Raw genomic sequence first — 14,592 nt, forward strand, 5'->3', positions numbered from 1 at the left:
GTACCTGACAGCCACCCGGGCCATCCCACCTCGCACCACGAACGGCAGGAAACCCGACGGCCTCCCGGACACGCGGACGCGTGACACTCCGGGAGGCCGCCGGGGCCGGTCACACGGTGTGTTCGACGACACCGCCGACCACGACGGTCTCCGCCACGGTGCCGGGGATGTCCTCCGGTGCGGCGCGCAGGATGTCACAGGACAGGACCACGAAGTCGGCGGCCTTGCCGACAGTCAGCGAACCCCGTTCGTTCTCAAGGAAGTTGGCGTAGGCCGAACCCATCGTGTAGCCGTGGACCGCGGTCTCCACACTGATCGTCTCCTGCGGCATCCAGGGCTCGCCACCGCCCAGCGGGCGCCGGGTGACCGCGGTGTGGATGCCGATCATCGGGTCCATCTCCGCCACGTTCCAGTCGCTGGAGAGCGCGAGCACGGCCCCGGCCATGTGCAGGCTGCGCATCGGCCATGCCTTGTGCCAGCGCTCGGCGCCGACGTTCTCCGCCCAGTCCTTGCCGGGCCCGGCGACCTCCGGGGCGCAGTGGCGGGGCTGCATGCACGCGACCACACCGAGGGCGGCGAACCGCGGAGTGTCGTCGGGGTCCAGGCACTCGACGTGGACGACCTGGTGGCGCGCGTCCCGCTCCCCGTTGACCGTACGGGCCCGCTCGACGGCGTCCAGTACGGTGCGGATGCCCCGGTCGCCGGTCGCGTGGACGAAGCACTGGAAGCCGCGGGCGTCCAGCTTCGTCAGCAGTCCGGCGAACTCCTCGGGCGGGTAGAAGGTGTCGCCCCGGTGGTGGCGGCAGCCCGCGTAGGGTTCCAGCAGGGCCGCAGTCCGCGGTTCCACCACGTCGTCGATGTAGAGCTTGAGCGGTCCGACCCGGATCCGGTCGTCGTCGTAGCGGTGGGCGGCGGTGGCGAAGTCGTCGAGGTCGGCGTCCGTGGTGCCGCGCGGGTGGAAGAGGGCGGCGACGATCCGGGACTTGAGCCGGCCCTCGGCGCGTGCGCGGTCGAAGAGCGGGAGGTCGTCGAGCGAGTTCTGGGGTTCGACCACCGTGGTGATGCCGAAGCGGATGGCGTCGTCCAGGGACTTGGCGAGGCGCCCGTACTGCCGGTCCGGTGAGGCCCACGGAAGACCCAGCTGCTTCAGGGCGCGGTGGCCGTCGCGGGACAGGCCCTTGACCGCGAAACCCTTGATGAAGCCGGTGGGTTCACCCGTGGCCGGGTCGGTCACGGCTTCGCCGAACGGCAGGTGGGTGTGGTCGCGGTCGATGCCGAGGCGGCGCAGGCCGGCGGTGTTGACCCAGGCGGTGTGCACGTCGTAGCTGAGCACGAAGGCCGGCACATCGCCCGTGACCGGGTCGAGATCGGCGGCGGTGGGCATCCGGCCGTCCGGAATGGCCGAGTAGTCGAAGGCTTCCGCCTCGATCCACCCGGCGTCAGGGTTGGCGGTGTGCCAGGCGCGGATGCGGGCGTGGACCTCGTCGAGGGTTCCGGCGCCGGAGAGCTGGACGCAGGCGTCGTCCGAGCCGAGCCGGACATGGTTGTGGGCGTCGACGAACCCGGGGAGCACCAGCTTGCCTTCGGCATCGATCACCCGGGTACCGGGCCCCGTCCACCCGTTCGCGTCCTCGTCGGAGCCGAGCCAGGCGATCCGGCCGTCGACCACCGCCATGGCCTGCGCCTCGGGGAGCGCCGGGTCGACGGTGTGGATGCGGGCATTGCGCAGGACGAGGTGGGCGGGGCTGGCCATGTGAGGTGACTCCTTGTGGTGCGGTCGGTGCTGTGCTGCGGTCTGTGCTGTCGTGCGGTCGGTGCGGTGTTCCGGCCGGTCGGTGGCTCGGGGCGGGTCGGGTCGGGTCGGGTCAGGAGGGGCCGGTGTGCGGTGCGACGGTACGCCGGGCGAGCGCCCAGTAGACGAGCCCCGAGACGACCGAGCCGAGCAGGGTCAGGTCGGCGCCGCCCAGCGGTGCGACGAGCGGGCCGGTCCACAGCTCGGAATCGCAGGTCAGCGCGGCGAAGAGCATGCCGACGAGCAGCGCGGTCATGCCGGCGGGGTGGTAGCCGGACCGGTACCAGTAGGCGCCGTCCGGTCCGGCGTGCAGCGCCGGCGCGTCGTAGCGGCAGCGGCGCATGAGCATGTCCGCGAGGAACACACCGCCCCAGGGCGCGAACACGATGATCAGCAGCGAGAGGAAGGACAGCAGCGAGCTGGTGAAGTCGGTGAGGAAGAGCGCGCACAGGGAACCCGCCGCGGTGACGGCCGCGCTGATGACGATGGCCTTGGAGCGGCTCCAGGGGACGCCCAGCACCTGAAGGTTCAGGCTCGACGAGTAGAGCGTGACGATCGAGTTGGTGACCGATCCGCCGAGCACGAGGGCGAGGAAGATCGGCTGGAACCATCCCGGCAGCAGCTTCTCCGTGCCCGCCACCGCGTCGGTCATGTCCGTCTGCGTGGCGGCGGCCACCCCGGCCACACCCAGCGCGACCGACGAGACGAAGCCGCCGAGCGCCCCGTACCAGGTGAGCGACCGCATCGAGGTCGTCCTCGGCAGGTAGCGCGTGTAGTCGGCGGGCATGGGAACGTACGAGAACGGCCCGGCCAGCATCACGACGAAGGCCGGACTCCACCCGGACGCCCCGGGCCGGGCCGCCGCTCCCGCGGTGTCGGCGCCCGGCAGCAGGAACACCAGGAGCACGGCGAAGCCGACGGCGAGGACGTACGCGATCCAGCGCTCGGCGAACTGAACGGTGGCATGGCCCCAGAGGGCGACGACAAAGGTCAGGGCGAGGGTGATCAGCAGGGCGAGGGCCCGCCCGGTGTGGCCGGACGCCCATCCCAGATCGGCGAAGAACGCTTCGAGGGCGAGCGTCCCGACGACCGTGTTGAGGATCGTGTAGCCGATGCTGACCACCCAGTTGAGCATGCCGGCGGGCCAGTTGCCGCGTACGCCGAAGGGGGCTCGGGAGATCACCAGGGTGGCGGTGCCGGTGCGCACGCCGCTCAGTCCGGCGGCGCTGATGGCGAAGAATGCCAGTCCGCCGAGGACGACGACCCCGGTGGCCTGCCAGAAGGACAGGCCGAAGGCGACGGCCAGGGCTCCGTTGATGACGTAGGTGAAGGTGAGGTTGGAGCCGAACCAGAGCCAGAACAGGTCCCTCGCGCTGCCGTGGCGTTCCTCGTCAGGAACCGGTTCGATGCCGTTGGTCTCGACCTGGAAGACCTGATCGGTGGCCATCGTCCCGCCGGACGCCCTCACGGTCGTCTCCTGCTGCGTCATGCGGCCTGCCCCTCATCCGTGCGTGTTCCGGGGCACCGGAACACGCACTTTGAATGCCGTTCTAAAAGTTAGAACGGCATTCAAGATGTGTCTCCGGGGGTCCGTCAAGACCTCTGCCGAAATCGGCGGCCCGCGGACCGTCCCGTAAGGTCGTCACGGAGTTCATGGAAGAGGAGGGGTGGCGTGGCGACGACGGCGCGACGGCGCGACGGGCTCCTGGCCCGGGAACGCATGCTTGAGGAGGCGATGGCGGCCATCGCCGAGGACGGCCTTGCCGCACTCACCATGTCGGCACTCGCCAAGCGCCTCGGCACCAGTGGCGGCCACATCCTCTACTACTTCGGCAGCAAGGACCGTCTGCTCCTGGAGGTGCTGGGCTGGAGCGAGAGCGCGCTCACCGAGCAGCGGCGGGCGCTGCTGGCGGGCCGGGCCGGCGCCACACGCAAGCTGGGCCAGTTCGTAGAGCTGTACCTCCCCCGCGGGCCGCGCGATCCGCGCTGGACCCTGTGGATCGAACTGTGGGCGCGCACGGCGTCGAACGAGCCGTTGCGACAGGCCCAGGCCGAGATCGACCGAGGCTGGCAGGAGGACCTCGAATCGCTCCTCGCCAAGGGTGTGCGGCAGGGCCGCTTCGCCGAGGACCTCGACACGGCGACCCGCGCTTCCGAACTGCTGGCCCTGCTCGACGGGTTGAGTACGCGTGTGGTCCTCGGTCAGCGCGGAGCGGACCGGGCGAGTGCGCTGCGTCTGGCGCTCTCGGCCACCGAGCGGCTGGTGGAGCGGAGTTAGGGTCTCCCCTTCGGATCATGCCCCGCTCCCCGACCACCTGCCGCGATCCGCCTGCCGGACTGGGATACCGTTGGTTCGCAACACGGCGTGGAGGGGACCACATTGACGCGGGTTGCGATTGTCGGTGGCGGGATCGGCGGCCTGGCCGCAGCATTGTTCCTGGGGCGTCGAGGTCATCAGGTGACCCTGTTCGAGCGGGACGGCCACAGGCCCGGACCGGATCTCGACCGGGACTTCTTCGAGTGGCACCGCCCCGGTGTGCCGCACGCCGTCCAGCCGCACGGACTCCTGGCCCCGGTCAGGACCGTACTCCGGGCGGAGGCTTCGGACGTGTACCGCGCGATGCTGCGCATGGGTGCCCGGGAACGCAACGAATTCGAATGGTTCGACGACCGCGGGCCCGCCCGCCCCGGGGACGAGGACCTGGTCACGATCCAGACCCGGCGCATCGTACTGGAGGCCGCCCTGCACGATGCGGTGCACCGTGAGCCGAGCGTGGAGGTGCTGCTCGGGGAACCCGCCGAGGGGCTCCTGCTTGACCGGCGTGCCGACATCCCGCAGGCCACGGGGGTCCGGACCGCCTCCGGGACGCACGATGCGGATCTGGTGCTCGACGCCGGGGGGCGCCGGTCCCCGGTGCCCCGCTGGCTGTCCGGGGCGGGCTGCCGGGATGCCGCCGTGGAGAACCACCGCGTCCGGATCGCGTACTTCTGCCGCTGGTACCGGCTGCGCCCCGACGGACCACGTGAAGCCGGACGCGTCAAGGCGGGATCGTCCTCGGCCTTCGCCGTCGGCGGGGTGTTCCCGTCGGACAACGGCATCTTCGCGGCTTCCTTGACGGTGTCCACCGCCGATCCGACCCGCGCGGCACTGCGGGACCCGGCGGTCTTCGAGCGGGTCGCCCGGACGTTCCCCGCCATCGCGGCCTGGCTGGAGCTGGAACCCGAGCCGGTCTCCGGAGTGCTCGCGATGGGGGGCCTGCACAATCGCTGGACCACCCCGGCCGACGCCGACGGGCCCGTGGTCACCGGGCTCGTCGGCGTCGGGGACTCGGTCGCGTACACCAACCCCACGATGGGGCAGGGAGTGGCCATGGCCCTGGAGACGGCACAGTGGGTGGCCCGGAACGCCGGTGCCGCATCGGATCCGGCGGCATTCACCGGCGAGTACCACCGATGGCTGGCACAGACCCTTCGCCTGCGGTTCGACGCGCAGGTCGCCGCGGACCGGGCGAACGCGGATCAACTCGGCAATCCCACAAGGATGTCGAACGATCCCCCCACCGCCGCCGCCCGCGAGCGGGCCGCCCTCGCCGCCTGCGCGTTCGACGACCCGCTGGTCATGCGTGCACGCGCGAAGGTCCGTCACCTCCTCCTCACCGCCGATCAGGCATACGGCACCGAAGAGGTACGCGCCAGGCTGGCGAACTGGCTGGACCAACACCCGGACTTCACACCCCGGTTCGACGGCCCCGGCCGTGCGGAATGGGAGTCTGCGGTGGGGCAGACGAAGAACGCCGCCTGTGCCCCGCGCACCGTCCGGGCCAGCCGATGACGAGTGCCGCAAGCACACAGACAACCCTTCGTACCATTTTTGCACTGTTGTAGCCCTTACAGGTGGTGTATCACTGGGTGTGGCCATATTGTCGTTTCAGGAACGACGGCTGGAAAAAGGGCCCACGACCGACGACTGTGCCGGTCGGCGTGGGCCCGACATCAGGCAGCCGAGGAGCCGATATGCACACACGCAAATTCAGGACAGCGCTCATGCTGTGCGCCGCCACGGCACTCGCGGCGGCGATTCCCGTTCCGGCATCCGCCTCCACGTCATCACCCGCCTCCACGAAGTCCCACTCGTCGGCTCGCGTGGTGGCCGTCGACTGTTTCTCGAACGCACAGGTACGGCCCGGCGACTTCCTGCTCGCCTGCGGCGACGGCAACAACCGTCTCATCGACATCCACTGGTCCCACTGGGGACCGAAATCCGCCGTGGGCAGGGCACTTGACGCGGTGAACGACTGCGATCCCTACTGCGCGGCCGGCAAGTTCCACACCTATCCCGTCATCGTCCGACTGGACCGCCCGGAGACCTGGAAGGCCGATCCCGAGCTGCGGCAGTTCACCAGGCTGCAGCTCGTCTACACCGACGGCAGGCCGGCGTACACCGAGCGGGTCGCGACGCACCAGCTCTGGGACTGACCGTTCCGGGCCCGGCCGCGTCGAGGACACCGGCCGCGAGGTGATGTGCGTGAACGCTCGCGAATGCACAGCCAATGCCCGCGGCCGATGGCGGCCCGGGTACGTGGCTGCCGCGTCGGTGTTCGCCATCGGGATGGCCGGGACCACCCTGCCCACCCCGCTGTACGGGCTCTACCAGGAACAGCTCGGATTCTCCGAACTGATGGTGACGGTCGTCTTCGCCGTCTACGCCATCGCCGTCATCACGGTGCTGCTGGTGGCGGGGAACTACTCCGACGAGTCCGGCCGAAAACCTGTGCTGCTGTGCGCGCTGGGCCTGTCGGCGGCGAGCGCGGGTTGCTTCCTGGCGGAGGGCGGTCTGCCGCTGCTCTTCGCGGGGCGGCTGCTGTCCGGCTGCGCGGCCGGTCTGCTGAGCGGTGCGGCGACGGCGGCCGTGATCGAACTTGCGGAACCCGGGCACAAGGCGCGCGCGGGGTTCGCCGCCACCGCGGCGAACATGGGCGGTCTGGGCTGCGGGCCACTGCTCTCCGGAATCATCGCGCAGTACACGCCCTGGCCGCTGACGCTTCCGTTCTGGATCCATCTGGGCCTGGTATCCCTGGCCTGCGGCATCACCTGGCTCCTGCCGGAGACCGTCGCCGAGCCGAAGCGCCGGCCGCGCCTGAGGCCGCAGGGGCTGTCCGTCCCCTCCGAGGTGAAAGGGGTCTTCCTCCCCGCCTCGCTGGCGGCCTTCGCCGGATTCGCGCTTCTCGGCCTGTTCACGGCGGTCGCACCGAGCTTCGCCGCGCGGACGCTCGGTGTGCACAATCTGGCAGTCTCGGGCGCCGTGGTCTTCTCCGTGTTCCTCGCTTCGACGGCCGGACAGTCCCTGTCCCAACGCATCGGCGCACGCCTCGCACTCCCGGTCGGCTGTGGCGTCCTCGTCGCCGGCCTGCTGCTGGTGGCGTCGTCGCTGATCGCCGAATCCCTGCTCCTGCTCGTCCTGGGCGCCCTGTGCGGCGGCACCGGCCAGGGGCTGGCCTTCCGCGCCGCGCTCACCCTGATCAGCGGCGCGGCCCCGGCACGGCATCGCGGCGGCACCATCTCGACGTTCTTCGTCGTCGCCTACGGCGGGATCTCCCTGCCGGTGGTCGGCGTCGGCGCCCTGGCCACCTGGCTCGGGCTGCGCCAGGCCGGACTGATCTTCACGGGCTGCGTGATGCTGCTGGCGGCGGGCGCGGGCACATACGCGGCGCGCAGGCTGTCCCGTGTGCCGGATCTGCAACCGGGTCCGCCGCCCACGGCGTCCTCCCGGTTCTGAGCACGGGACAGCCCTCGCCGTACGGGACAGCCCTTGCCCGACCGGAACGGGCACCGACGGCCCGGACTTGTATAAGGTGCCGTTTCGATATCGGCGTTCTGCGTGGGAGACGTTAGTGATGAGTGGTCAGCAGCCGGACCCGGGAAGTGCCTCGCAGGTCTTCCAACCGCTTGAGGGAGACGACCCGACCACCATCGCCGGATACCGGCTCGCCGCCAAGCTCGGCGCGGGCGGTATGGGCAAGGTGTACCTGTCGTACACACCCGGCGGGCGGCCGGTGGCCATCAAGGTGATCCGGCCCGAGTTCGGCGAGGACGCCGAATTCCGCCGCCGGTTCGCCCAGGAGGTGAAGTCCGCGCAGCGCGTGCAGGGCCTGTTCACCGCGCCGGTCATCGACGCCGCGACGGACGCCGCGCAACCGTGGCTGGCCACCGCGTACGTGCCGGGCCCCTCGCTCGCCGACGCGGTCGTCGCGCACGGGGCGCTGCCTGTCGAAACGGTGGTGCTGCTGATCGCGGGCATGGCCGAGGCGTTGCACGTCATCCACGGCGCGGGCATCGTCCACCGCGACCTCAAGCCGTCCAACGTGCTGCTCGCCGCCGACGGCCCCCGCGTCATCGACTTCGGCATCGCCCATGCCGCCGACGCGACCTCGCTCACCGGCAGCGGCGTCACCATCGGCACCCCCTCGTTCATGGCGCCGGAACAGGCCGCCGGGCGGAAGGTGACCCCGGCCACCGACGTCTTCGCGCTCGGTCAGGTGGCGGCGTACGCGTCGACGGGGACCCCGGCGTTCGGCGAGGGGACATCGCACGGCGTTCTCTACCGGATCGTCCATGAGGAGCCCGACCTCACCGGTGTCCCTGAGCGGCTGATGGAGCTGGTCAGCCGTTGCCTCGCCAAGGATCCGGCGGCCAGGCCGTCGATCGCCGAGGTCATCGCGCTCTGCCAGTCCGCGAACGCGGAGACGGTGCTGCGCCGCCCGGAGGACTGGCTGCCCGCCCCGGTCTCCGCCGACATCACGGTACGCGCGGCGGCCCCGGCCCCGGTCCAGACTCCGCCGCCGCCGGCCGCCGCCCCGCCCGTCGCCTACTCGCCCACCGCGCCGGTGGCCCCGTCGACCCCGCCTCCGGGCTACGGTCCGCCCGTGGCGCAGCAGCCCACTCAGCCGGCTCAGCCCTCTCCCGTCCCGCCCCAGGCCCAGCCCCCGTACCAGGTGCCCCATCCGGCCCAGGGACAGGCTCACGCCAACGCGTACGCCCCGACTCAGTTCCCGACGCAGGCGCAGACGTACCCCGGCAGCCCCGTACCGCAGGCGCCCCAGCGGCCCGGACGCTCCGGCAAGAAGCGTGCGGTCATGGCCATCGCCGCCGCGCTGGTCCTCGGTGTCGTGGCTGGCGGCACGCTGTATTTCCTGCTCAAGAACGACGATCAGAAGTCCCGGGCGGGCAGTTCCTCGGGCGGCAGGCAGACGAGCGACACGACCGGGAACGAGAGCCCGAGCGGGGACAACGGGGACAAGGAGACCGACTCCAAGCCGAGCACCAGGCCCCGGCCGCAGCCCGCCGATTTCAAGGGCATCAACCTCGTGGCCGGCTACCACCTGACGCTCGGGGACGACGACGTCCGGCCCCAAAAGGGTGAGGACGGTGAATACGAACTCTCCTACGACACCGGCGGATACCTCGATGCCGAGACCACGGGCGGCAGTCTGGTGCTGCTCGATCCGGGGCAGGTGGGATCGCTCGAAGTCTGCCTCGCGGAGACCCGGTTCACCGAGACCGTCGAACTCAGCGCGCTCTCCAAGGGCAGGCAGATCTGCGTCACGACGGGTACGGGGCACATGGGCCTCGTGACGGTCCAGGGGCTCCCGAGCGAGGATTCGCCCAGTGAGTACATGACGCTGGACCTCACCGTCTGGCGCAATGCCGCCGGGTCCGCCTCCGGCAGCTGAGCCCCCGCCGTACGGCACGTCACCTCGGCTCCGGCGGAATGCGGAGGCCGAGGCGGCGCGCCGGGTACGCCTCCGGGCCTCCCCGGCTTCCTCCCGGTGGCAGGGCCGGTCACATCCGGGTCAGCATGGACCCATGTCGCTCGATCAGGGAGTTCTCATGCCGACAGCGGTACTCGGTGCGACCGGTGGTCAGGGTGGCGCGGTGGTCGCCGCCCTGCTGGAGGCCGGGCGGGCCGTACGGGCCGTGGTGCGCGATCCCCGCAGTGGGCGGGCGCGGGCGCTGGTGGCGGCCGGAGCGGAGGTCGTGCCGGGCGATCTGTTCGACGCCGCCTCGCTCGCCGAGGCGTTCCGGGGCGCGGAGGCCGCGTTCGCCGTCACCACCCCCTTCCAGGACGGCCTGGATGCCGAGCTCGCCCAGGGCGCGGCGATCGTGCGGGCGGCCGTGGACGCCGCACTGCCCCATCTGGTGCTGGCCTCCGTCGCCAGTGCGGACCGGGACACCGGTGTCCCGCACTTCGAGACCAAGGCCAGGACCGAGGAACTGCTCGCTCGCTCGGGACTGCCGGCGACGGTGGTGGCACCGGCCTACTTCTACGACAACGCCCTGGGCTCCCGCGACGAGGTGGCTGCCGGTCTCCTCACCATGCCGATGCCCGGCGACACTCCCCTCCAGCAGACGGCGCGGCAGGATCTGGGGCGGGTCGTGGCCGCGGTCGTCGCCGATCCGGACCGGTGGACCGGGCAGCGGATCGAGGTGGCGGGCGACGATCCCACGCCGGTCCGGATGGCCGAGGAGATCGGACGGGCCGCGGGTGGCACGGTCGCGTTCCGCCAGTCCCCGCTGGAGGACCTGCGAACCGCGAACCCCGACATGTTTGCCATGTACAACTTCTTTGTGAGCGGCGGCTATCAGGTGGACATGGCGGCGCTGCGGGCACAGTTCCCCGCAGTCCCCTGGACGTCCTACGCCGCGTGGGCGGACGCCCAGGACTGGCCGAAGCCCCGAGGATGACTGCCGAACCCCACACGGGCGCTCCTACCAGGTGACGGCGATCCGCCGCGGGCTGCGGGAGGTGGAGCCCAGGTGCCATTCGACCGCTTCGGCGGGCTGTGCCAGGCGCAGGCCGGGGAAGCGTGCGGCGATCCGGTGCAGGGCGAGCGTGAGCTCCAGCCTGGCCAGCCAGGCGCCCAGGCAGTAGTGCGGGCCCGCTCCGAACGCCAGAGTGGGCGCCGCCAGCGGTGCGAAGAGGTCATCCAGCGGCCGGGGCGGAAACACCTCGGGGTCGCGGTTGGCCATGCCGCAGTCGGCGAGCACCACCGACCCCGCCGGGATCGTCACACCGCCGACCTCCGTGTCGGTGGCGGCGTGACGTGCGGTCCCCCGGTCGTCGCCGAGCGGAATCAGGTGCAGCAGGCGGTCCGCCAGAGTGCCTGCGGCCTGTTCGTCCGCTCCGAGACGGGGCCAGACGTCCGGCCGTTCGCCGAGCAGATAGAGCAGCGAATTGCTGAGCATGGTCATCGTGCTGTCATGGCCTCCCACCACCAACCCGCATACGAGGTCGATGAGTTGACGCTCCGGGATGCCGCCCGCCTCGTCGGCCGCCCGGACCAGCATGCTGGTCAGATCGTCGCCCGGCATGCTCCGTCGCTCTGCCAGCAGAGCCGTCCCGAACGCGGCGAACTCCGCCAGCACGGACGCCATTTCCTCCTCGGCGTGGGAGCCGTCGGAGAAGGCGTACTGGCTCCAGTGACGCAGCCGCTCCCGGGCCTCGGTGTCGAGGCCCATCACCTTGCTGATCACGGCGACCGGGAGCGGGAGGGTGAAGCCGGCCACCAGGTCCGCCGGACGTGCGCTGTCGGCGAGGTCGTCCAGGCACTGTTCGACGATCTCGGCGATCCAGGGCCCCCAACGGGCGACGGCCCTGGGGGTGAACGCGCGCCGCATCGTGCGGCGCAGGCGCAGATGGTCCTCGCCGTCCTGGTTGAAGATCAGGTCGAGGCTGCTCACCAGGCCGGATTCGCCCGACATTGACGGGGAGTCGGGCGAGTGGAGCCCGGCGCGTCCGAACCGGGCGTCGGTCAGCACCGTGCGGACGTCGGCGTATCGGCTCACCAGCCAGGCCGGGGTCCCGTCGGGTAACGCGACGGGCCGGGGCGGACCGGGCGGATCGAAGTCCAGCCGGTGCAGCGGGGGCAGGGGCGGGACAGGTCGGATGTGGGCATCGGGGGGGCAGGACACGTGTCCTCCTGGCTTGCACGGGGGTGGCGAGCTGCTGGGTGCGGGGCCGGGGCTCAGAGTTCGACCAGTACCTTGCCCCGGTTGGCCCCGGGGTCCCGGTAGAGGCTCCGGTAGGCGTCCGGGATGTTCTCGAAGCCCTGGTGGAGAGTGTGTCCGCAGCGCACCTCGCCCCGTCGGACCAGGCCACCGAGCTCGTCGTGGAGCGCGCGCCAGTTCTGTTCGGTGAACCATTCCAACGAGAAGATGCCCCGGATGTGGGCGCGCGGGAACATGATGTAGGGCAGCAGTCGCGGCCCCGTGAAGTCGCGGCCCACCTGGGTGGCCCACTGCCAGCACACGGCCACCTGGCTCTCGATGTTGAGCATGGAGAACACGGCGTCGGTGACGGCGCCGCCCAGATTGTCGAAGTACTTGTCGACGCCGTCCGGCGCGGCCCACAGCAGCGCGTCCCGCACGGCCTCGCTGTTGTCTCCGTGGCGGTAGACGACGACCGCGTCGAATCCCAGTTCGTCGAGGTAGTCCGCCTTCTCCGGCGTCGATGTGGTGCCCACCACTCTGGCGCCCGCGAGCTTGGCCAGTTGGCCGACCAGTGAGCCGACGGAGCCGGAGGCGCCGCTGACCACGACGGTGTCCCCCGGGCGGATCGACATGAACTTGGTCAGGGTGCCCCAGGCGGTCATGCCGGGGCCGCCCATGACGCCGAGTGCGGTGTGGAGTGGCAGCGCTTCGTCGTACCAGTCGGGGTCCAGGCGGCGGAAGGCCGGGAAGACCATCGGGAACGTGCCGGTCTGCCACGGGGTGGCCGCACCGTTGCTGACGAGATGGGTGCGCCAGCCGCCGAAACCCTGCACCAGGTCACCGGGACGGTGGGCGGCGAGCGGCCCCGCCTCCAGCACTTCCATGATCGAGTCGCCGCCCATGTGCGCACCGAGCGGAGTGTCCAGCGCGATGCCCTGGAGGTAGGGGTCCACCGATACGTAGCGCGTCCTCAGCAGCATCTCGTCCGGAGCGAGTTCAGTGTCGATCTCCTCCTCGACCTCGCCGTAGACCCGCTCGACGTCGGGCACACCCTCGATGTGCTCGCGCACCACCCATTTCCTGGCCCTCATCGCGCTACCTCACTTTCGACGGGGGCCGGGCGGCCCTCCGGAACGGACCGCGGCACCGGCCGGGGCCCCACCTCGATGACCCGGTGGGTCGGTGACGGATCGCTCTCGTCGATGGACGCGGTGAACTCGCGGCCGTCGTCGCGGCAGATGAACTGCATGACGTGCCGGCCGGCCGCCGCCGCGCGGATCAGGCCGCCCGTGGTCGCCCATACGCCGGACTGGTAGAAGTTCCGCAGCCCCGGCAGCCCGGGGCCGTGCCGTTTGATGAGCTTCTCCAGCGTCTCCCCGCTCTCCACGAACGGCTGCCAGCCGAGCACCGTGCCGTCGTAGTTGCCCGTATAGCGGACCTGGGTGAGCGGGCTGGACACGTCACGGACGGCGATCGCGTCGGCGATCCCGGGGTGCTGCCGCTCCAGGAACGCGACGAGCGTCTCGCGGGCCCGGCGCTTGGCCGCGTAGTACCCGCGGCCGTGGCGCACCGGAAGCGTGTGCAGCTCCTGCCCGCCCCGGCTGCGGGTCGCCTGTTCCGGGCCTTCGTCCAGGGCACGCCAGGGGGCGATGTCGCAGAAGTAGGTGGCGTAGGCGACGCTCGTCCCGGGCGGGGAGAGCTCGGGGTAGTGCTGGTTGCGGAACTGGACGTTGATGCTGGGGTGCCGGATGCCGGTCAGTCCGGCCGCTTCCGTCTCGTCGAGCAGATAGGTGGTGCAGGGGTCGGCGTCGGGGAAGTCGCGGCGCAGGCCGAGGAAGAGTGTGAAGTAGCCGGGGAACACCATGCCGGGTTCCCGGATGGTGCGTGTGTAGAGGCGCCGGTACGCCTCGTTGAGATAGCGGCCCTTCAACAGGTCCATCATGGTGGTGCGTCCGTCGCAGGCCGAGACGATGATGTCGGCGCGCAGTTCACGCCCGTCGCTGAGCCGCACCCCGACCGCTCGGTCGTCCTCGACCAGCACTTCCTCGACCTTGGCGTTGTAGGTCACTTCGCCGCCGAGTCCGCGGTAGCGCCGCTCGATCGACTCGGCCAGCCCGAGCGAGCCCCCTTCGGGGACGCCCGCGGAGAGGTTGGCGTGCGAGGCGAGCTGGAAGTGGAACGGCAGTACGGGGAACGCCGGGTGCTTCTCGTAGAGGATGAAGTTGAACGCCTCGCGCAGCAGCGGGTCCTTGAATCTCGCCGAGTAGTCGGTCATCAGTACGCCGATGGATTTGCGTACGACGTTGAAGTACGGAATGAAGGAGGCCAGCATGCGCCAACGTTCCATCGTCGGCATCAGTCCGACCGGTCTGAGAAAGGGATAGACCGCGAGGGCTTTACGGAAGCCGCGCAGTTGCTTGCAGAAGTCCCTGATCAGGGCCGAGTCGGCGGGCGACAGCTCGGTGAGGTGGGCCTGGAGCCGATCGGGGTCGGAGTAGAAGTACACGGCCCGGCCGCAGCGGCCGCGTACGACGTTGAACACGTCGAAGTGCCGGATCTCCTTGCCCTGCAACGCGCCGAGCTCCAGCCAGATCTGGTGCATCTCGTTGCCGGGCCCGCTGCCCAGGAGCCAGCTGACGCAGGGGTCCAGCCTGAAGTCGCCCCGGTCCCAGGCCGTGCAGCAGCCGCCGGGCAGTTCATGCATCTCCAGGACATGGGTCCGGTAGCCGTTCATCCGGGCGTAGCACCCGGTGGACAGACCGCCCAGTCCTGCGCCGATGATGATCACCGACTCTCGTTCGGAACGCGGCATG

Annotated in this window: 11 protein-coding genes; 6 read left to right on the plus strand and 5 right to left on the minus strand. The window is 70.7% G+C overall.

Annotated elements, in window-relative coordinates:
• Positions 1 to 109: 109 nt before the first annotated feature.
• Together OHA19_RS03695 and OHA19_RS03700 are read right to left on the minus strand one after the other, a co-directional pair.
• On the minus strand, positions 110 to 1,753 hold the full coding sequence (locus OHA19_RS03695) for an amidohydrolase (RefSeq protein WP_405720011.1): 1,644 nt from the start codon (positions 1,751 to 1,753) through the stop codon (positions 110 to 112).
• A 112-nt stretch (positions 1,754 to 1,865) separates the two neighbouring features.
• Complete coding sequence (locus OHA19_RS03700; protein WP_405720009.1) at positions 1,866 to 3,281, minus strand: purine-cytosine permease family protein; 1,416 nt, start codon at positions 3,279 to 3,281, stop codon at positions 1,866 to 1,868.
• Positions 3,282 to 3,464: 183 nt separating this feature from the next.
• On the opposite strand from OHA19_RS03700, the gene OHA19_RS03705 reads away from it, so the two are divergent.
• From OHA19_RS03705 to OHA19_RS03730, 6 genes are all read left to right on the plus strand, one after another.
• Positions 3,465 to 4,070 (plus strand): TetR/AcrR family transcriptional regulator, encoded by a 606-nt coding sequence (locus OHA19_RS03705; protein WP_405720007.1) that lies wholly within the window; start codon positions 3,465 to 3,467, stop codon positions 4,068 to 4,070.
• A 102-nt stretch (positions 4,071 to 4,172) separates the two neighbouring features.
• On the plus strand, positions 4,173 to 5,624 hold the full coding sequence (locus tag OHA19_RS03710; protein WP_405720005.1) for an NAD(P)/FAD-dependent oxidoreductase: 1,452 nt from the start codon (positions 4,173 to 4,175) through the stop codon (positions 5,622 to 5,624).
• A gap of 182 nt (positions 5,625 to 5,806) precedes the next feature.
• Positions 5,807 to 6,268: a hypothetical protein gene (locus OHA19_RS03715; protein WP_405720003.1), complete on the plus strand. Its 462-nt coding sequence runs from the start codon at positions 5,807 to 5,809 to the stop codon at positions 6,266 to 6,268.
• A 43-nt stretch (positions 6,269 to 6,311) separates the two neighbouring features.
• Positions 6,312 to 7,568 (plus strand): MFS transporter, encoded by a 1,257-nt coding sequence (locus tag OHA19_RS03720; RefSeq protein ID WP_405749376.1) that lies wholly within the window; start codon positions 6,312 to 6,314, stop codon positions 7,566 to 7,568.
• A gap of 118 nt (positions 7,569 to 7,686) precedes the next feature.
• Entirely contained in the window at positions 7,687 to 9,522 is a 1,836-nt protein-coding gene (locus OHA19_RS03725; RefSeq protein ID WP_405719999.1) for a protein kinase domain-containing protein, read from the plus strand.
• Between the two features lie 157 nt (positions 9,523 to 9,679).
• Positions 9,680 to 10,534 (plus strand): NmrA/HSCARG family protein, encoded by an 855-nt coding sequence (locus OHA19_RS03730; protein ID WP_405719997.1) that lies wholly within the window; start codon positions 9,680 to 9,682, stop codon positions 10,532 to 10,534.
• A gap of 24 nt (positions 10,535 to 10,558) precedes the next feature.
• Here the strand turns inward: OHA19_RS03730 and OHA19_RS03735 are convergent, their stop codons facing one another.
• Genes OHA19_RS03735 through OHA19_RS03745 form a run of 3 tightly spaced genes read right to left on the minus strand, consistent with a single transcriptional unit; the run spans position 10,559 to position 14,591 of the window.
• The gene (locus OHA19_RS03735; RefSeq protein ID WP_405719995.1) at positions 10,559 to 11,761 is read right to left on the minus strand and encodes a cytochrome P450; all 1,203 of its coding nucleotides are present in this window, start codon (positions 11,759 to 11,761) and stop codon (positions 10,559 to 10,561) included.
• 53 nt (positions 11,762 to 11,814) lie between these two features.
• Positions 11,815 to 12,870, minus strand: a complete 1,056-nt coding sequence (locus OHA19_RS03740) for an MDR family NADP-dependent oxidoreductase (RefSeq protein ID WP_405719993.1) — start codon at positions 12,868 to 12,870, stop codon at positions 11,815 to 11,817.
• Positions 12,867 to 14,591, minus strand: a complete 1,725-nt coding sequence (locus tag OHA19_RS03745; protein WP_405719991.1) for a phytoene desaturase family protein — start codon at positions 14,589 to 14,591, stop codon at positions 12,867 to 12,869. Before OHA19_RS03745 ends, OHA19_RS03740 begins: the two co-directional genes overlap by 4 nt.
• Between the last annotated feature and the right edge of the window lies 1 nt (position 14,592).

It is taken from the genome of Streptomyces sp. NBC_00012 (assembly GCF_045040875.1).
Taxonomy (GTDB): Bacteria; Actinomycetota; Actinomycetes; order Streptomycetales; family Streptomycetaceae; genus Streptomyces.

What these genes read in the sequence shown, in the direction of transcription:
- OHA19_RS03695 (WP_405720011.1), bottom strand. Translation starts at nt 1,753, where the DNA reads ATGGCCAGCCCCGCCCACCTCGTCCTGCGCAATGCCCGCATCCACACC.
- OHA19_RS03700 (WP_405720009.1), bottom strand. Translation starts at nt 3,281, where the DNA reads ATGACGCAGCAGGAGACGACCGTGAGGGCGTCCGGCGGGACGATGGCC.
- OHA19_RS03715 (WP_405720003.1), top strand. Translation starts at nt 5,807, where the DNA reads ATGCACACACGCAAATTCAGGACAGCGCTCATGCTGTGCGCCGCCACG.
- OHA19_RS03720 (WP_405749376.1), top strand. Translation starts at nt 6,312, where the DNA reads ATGTGCGTGAACGCTCGCGAATGCACAGCCAATGCCCGCGGCCGATGG.
- OHA19_RS03730 (WP_405719997.1), top strand. Translation starts at nt 9,680, where the DNA reads ATGCCGACAGCGGTACTCGGTGCGACCGGTGGTCAGGGTGGCGCGGTG.
- OHA19_RS03725 (WP_405719999.1), top strand. Translation starts at nt 7,687, where the DNA reads ATGAGTGGTCAGCAGCCGGACCCGGGAAGTGCCTCGCAGGTCTTCCAA.
- OHA19_RS03740 (WP_405719993.1), bottom strand. Translation starts at nt 12,870, where the DNA reads ATGAGGGCCAGGAAATGGGTGGTGCGCGAGCACATCGAGGGTGTGCCC.
- OHA19_RS03745 (WP_405719991.1), bottom strand. Translation starts at nt 14,591, where the DNA reads ATGCCGCGTTCCGAACGAGAGTCGGTGATCATCATCGGCGCAGGACTG.